Annotated in this window: 4 protein-coding genes; all 4 read left to right on the top strand. The window is 37.4% G+C overall.

The window, feature by feature from the left end:
• The coding region (locus AB1414_14795; protein ID MEW6608689.1) for a hypothetical protein at positions 1-1,280 on the top strand (1,280 nt) is incomplete at its 5' end.
• A gap of 78 nt (positions 1,281-1,358) precedes the next feature.
• The gene (locus tag AB1414_14790; GenBank protein MEW6608688.1) at positions 1,359-3,527 is read left to right on the top strand and encodes a hypothetical protein; all 2,169 of its coding nucleotides are present in this window, start codon (positions 1,359-1,361) and stop codon (positions 3,525-3,527) included.
• A 561-nt stretch (positions 3,528-4,088) separates the two neighbouring features.
• Positions 4,089-4,514, top strand: a complete 426-nt coding sequence (locus AB1414_14785) for a retropepsin-like aspartic protease (protein ID MEW6608687.1) — start codon at positions 4,089-4,091, stop codon at positions 4,512-4,514.
• Between the two features lie 59 nt (positions 4,515-4,573).
• Positions 4,574-5,285, top strand: a 712-nt coding sequence (locus AB1414_14780) for a hypothetical protein (GenBank protein ID MEW6608686.1), incomplete at its 3' end; no start/stop codon positions are given.

The following is a 5,285-nucleotide window of genomic DNA, read 5'->3' as shown; positions in this document are numbered from 1 at the left end:
TGGGATTAGCTACTCTTTCTCAACCTAATACGATTGTCTTTCTGCCATTTATTCTGATATGGATGCTTATTACCTATAAGATACCAAAGAAAGAGATAATAGCTAAATATGCGATTGTATTATTAGCCTTTTTTATAACTATTTCACCTGTGACTATTAGAAATTGTATTTATGGAGGTAAATTTATTTTGCTAACTACTGCTGGAGGATTTCAGTTTTGGATAGGGAATAATGAGCATGCACGAGGTTCCTTTGACCTTTGTCAACCTTATTTAAATAACCTCCAGGAAAGGATGAAAAAAGAGGGAAAAGACTTATATTTAGCAGATGTTTTAGATTTTGTAAAAAGAGAACCTGTAAAGTTCATAAAATTACAATTTAAAAAGTTTTTATTATTTGTAAGTAAATGGGGAGTTCCACATCAAACACATTATGAACAAGGTAAAATATATTCTTCTTTATTAAGACTACCTATAATAATTAGTTTCGATATTTTTGTTATCTTAGGACTTACAGGTATATTTTTTTCTTTAAAATACTGGAAGAAATCTTTATTGCTTTATGGCTTTATATTTGCTTATAGTTTTTCTGTCATTTTATTTGTAGTTATAGAAAGATATCGCCCACCGGTATTACCTATCATGGCAAATTTTGCTGGATTTCTATTGTATTATTGGTATGAAAAGTTTCGTCTAAAATATTATAAACCTATCCTTCTCTCCTTAATTCTATTATTTCTATGTTCTGTTCTTACCTATGCAGAGCGTATTTATGGATTATGTGTTTGTTTTACTAATCCCAATGGAGTATATACTGAAAAAGATGGATGGTTAATCATTAAAGATTGTGGGAATTTGGGTTATGAGAGTTGGCGTGAAGGTAACGAAGTTACTTTAGATGATTCTAAGATAATAAAAAAAGAACTCATTATTGATAGAGATATTTCAGAGGTGAAAGATATTAATTTTATTATGAGTTATATGACTATGGAAAATAGAGGAGGATTTATAATTGATATCAACGGAATAGTATCTCCTGTAATATCTTGTGCTGATTTTTATCAATTTGCTACAATTAATAAATTCAAAATTAAAATTGCAGGTTATATTTTAAAAAAGGGACTAAATATAATTACATTAAAGATGATTAATGGGGCAATTCTCTCTCTCCCTATCGACACCTTTCATAATTATGGCCGTTCTTATGTTTCTGAGAATAATGGAAAAGATTGGGCAAAAATAAAAGGAGAATATCAAATTGGGTTAGAATTGAAAATTTAAAAATAATTATTGACAAATTTGTAATGAATATGATATATTTTATTATAATCAAATTTACACAAGGAGGAAAAATAAACCATGAGAAAAAAAGTTTTAGGATTAATGGGAGTTGGGGTTTATTTAGTATGTGCTACACAAGTATTAGCACTTGACCTTGAGTGGAAAACTAAAACACCGATGCCAACAGAACGAGCCGGTTTAGCCGCCGTGACACTTAATGGTAAGATTTATGCTATTGGAGGAAGGGATCCTTGGGGAAAAGTAGTCGAAGAATTTGACCCATCAGTAGGTCCTAATGGTACCTGGACTCGGAAAGCAGATATGCTTATAGGAGGTTCCTTATTGGCGGCAGCGGTACTAAATGGTAAGATTTATGTTTTTGGAGGAGGATATAAGAATCATGGGGTAGAAGAATATAATCCGATAACAGATACATGGACACAAAAAGCAGATATGCCTAGGGGACGATATGGATTAGCAGCAGTTGCTCTTAATGGCAAGATATATGCGATTGGAGGAAATGGAAGTGAACCACCATATACGGGTGAAAGAGCCGAAGTCGAAGAGTTTGATCCCTCAGTAGGTCCTGATGGTACTTGGACGACTAAAATACCTATGTTATACCAACGAAGGAATTTATCAGCAGTAACTCTTAATGATAAAATTTATGCTATTGGAGGATATCATTATGGTATCGTAAATATAGTCGAAGAGTTTGATCCAACAGTAGGCACTAATGGAACTTGGACAAGAAAGGCAGATATGCCTACTGAAAGGGGGGAGGGTATAAGAGTAGTAGCAATTAATGGTAAGATATACGCTATTGGAGGACACAAGTCATATGATACATTCAATGTAGTCGAAGAATTTGACCCAACGGCAGATACTAATGGAACTTGGATGACTAAAACATCTATGCCTACTGCACGATGGAGTTTTGGAGCCACTGTACTTAACGGTAAAATTTATGCTATTGGGGGAAGTGGAGGTGAAAATGTTGTTGAGGAGGCGACTTTAGGGGCGCCGGTAGAGACGAATATCATCAATGGTAGTGATACCGGTACCTTGACTGTAGCGGATGCAAAGGGTGATGCTATATTGATATACGCGGGTATGGGGGGGACAAAGACCGTTACCTGCATGGCTACTACTACCACTATCCTGCAGGGCTATGGGATTGGCTATCTTGCCTCACCTATTGACCAATCAGTTTTCCCAACCGCTACAGTCTATTATAACTACGAAGTCAGTAACTCAAGTAATGGGACGGATACGATTACTATTTCAGCTACTACTCTTTCAGGTGCTACCTGGAGCGTTACCTTAATCGATGACGATAATCAGGATGGTTTCCGTCAAGATGACGAAAATACTATACTTTCAAGCCCGGTTACCTTAAAGCAGAACGAAAGCCGTAAGTTTTTCCTGAAGGTAGATGTCTCAATTGCCGGCTCAGCTACAATCAGGGTAAAAGTCAATTCATCTCAATCTGATAGCTGGGGTGATATAGACGAACGTCAGGATTTAACCTTAACCTTTGCGAGAGGCTATGGTGTCCAATTAACCAGCCCGGCAGACTTATCCGGTAGCCCATCTACGACTATTTATTACCCATATTGCCTGACTAATAGTGGCAATGCCACAGATACCATTACTTTATCTGCCAGTAATGTAGCAGGTGGAACTTGGACTATCACGACTATCAGGGATGATAATCAGGATGGACTCCATCAAGCCACAGAAACGACGCAGATTGGGAGTATTACCTTAGCCGCTGGACAAAGTAATTACTTCTTCTTAAAGGTAGATATACCCTTAGTAGAAATAGGTGCGACCTCAACTAATAAAGTTATTGCCTCCTGTTCCGGGACGGATACCGTGCCCTGGGGTGACCTGGATACCATAGAAGATATAACTATTACCACTTGCTCTGCACCAGTCCCTTATCTTACACTGGAAAAATATGTCTTACCCACAGATGCACAACTACCAGGTGCTACTTTGACCTATACCTTGAAGTATAGGAATGTAGGTAATGCCGAGGCGATAAATGTCCAGATACAGGATGTCATTCCTGCCTGGGCAAGTTATGTCGCCAATAGCGGGACAGGAACAGTTGGAACTGGTGGTGGAAATAGTATATCAGTAAATTATAATGATGCGACAAAGGTTATCACCTTTACTGTCAATGGTTCTGTTCAACCATCAGGTTCTGGTGAATGCAGATTTGAGGTAGTAATTAAGTAGAAGACCGAAGGATTTAGGAATTTAGGAAACAGAAGATAGAGGGTAACCGTTCAAAGATATAGCCACAGAGTCACAGAGAACACAGAGAGAATATATAACGACGAATAAACAGGAATGCACAAAAAGATTTGTAGTGCGAGGCTTTAGCCGCGCTTCTGGCAAGCAGGAAAGCGAACCTAATGATTTTTTCATAAATAGGTTCCTCTTTTGGGGAGAGCGATAGCAAGAAGAACTTTAATGTAAATATCAAAATGCAAATATCAAAATTACAATGCAAAATGCAAAAATACTTGTAAATTAACAAAGTAGCTGGAGAATATTTTGATTTTTGATTTGTAATTTTACATTTTGATGTTTGATTTTTAATTTATTTTATGGTATTCCAGAAAAGTGGAAGTTAATTTTGCAAAAACCATAAGGTTCGCACTACATTTATGGGATGTCAGAGGTTAATTCGTGTCCATTTGTGGCTAATTTCCTTAATTCTCTGTGAACTCTGTGCCTCTGTGGCTGAACGGTTACCAAATATCGTTCGTAAAAGACCCAAATAGGAAAAGAAGAATGGGACGAATAAGTGAGAAGATAATAATAAGGAATTATGGGGATGTAGTTAAGGCAAGTGAAAGTTTAATCCCGGGCAGTCAGATTCGCACTATAGAGATTGAGGCGATTGTAGATACAGGTGCAACTTATGTCTCTATCAATAAAGTAGATATAGAAAGGTTAGGCTTGCAATTTCATAATACCATCCCTATCAAAACAGCTAATGGACCAGCAACTCGTAGGATATTTAAAGGTGCGGAAATTGAATTAAAAGACCGGAGTTTTGTTATGGAAGTGATGGAAAATGATGATACTACACCACCATTGATTGGCTATTTATTTTTAGAAGCCATTGACTTTGTCGTTGACCCCAGAACTCAAAGTGTTATCCCTAACCCGGGTCATGAAGGTAAATGGATGGCGGATATGTATAAGCAAGAATAGAGGTTATTGAATTGTGAATGACGAATATGGTGAATACAGGTTTAATAAAATGGATTTTTTTGTTATTGGTTTTGTTTCAGTCCCTTCCAGTTTCTGCTACTCTTACTACCGCAGGAACTATTATCAGAAATGGTGGAGATAATGGCACAACTACCTATCAGGATGGAATTTCACAACCCGGGGATGTTATCTTAAGGTATAAGAATACCTGGGGAACAGAAACAATGACCACATCTAACATCATCTCTACCTTAGTCTTGCAAGGCTATGGCATATCTGCATTCGATAAATTACCCGACCAGCTCTTAGGCGGCTCAAGAACTATTTACTACTCCTACACCCTGATTAATACCGGTAATGGAATGGATACAATTACCCTTTTCATAGACAATAAAAGCCTACCTCAAGACTGGCAAGTAAAGTTAATTGAGGATACCAATCAGGATGGAATTCATCAGGCAACGGAAACTACAAGTATTGGCTCTGTGACATTACTTGCCGGGCAATCAAAATACTTTTTCCTGCAGGTTGTAGTACCTGATGATGGTAATGAAGGAGATAGAACAACCAGCCAAATTATTGCCTCTTCTTCTGGCACAGACACCTGGGGTATGCCTGATACCCGGATGGCTACGGTGACTACGGGATTTGATATTACCCCACCTAAAATACTCCATACCCCACTGACTAAAATTGGTATGTTAGGAAACAAGGTAGTTATTAATGGGACGATTACGGATGGAACCTGGGTTGATAAGGCATTATTATATT

This window comes from bacterium, assembly GCA_040755795.1.
GTDB lineage: Bacteria > UBA9089 > CG2-30-40-21 > CG2-30-40-21 > SBAY01 > JBFLXS01.
The sequence above is the reverse complement of the archived record's forward strand: the minus strand, read 5'-3'. Positions and strand labels throughout refer to the sequence as shown.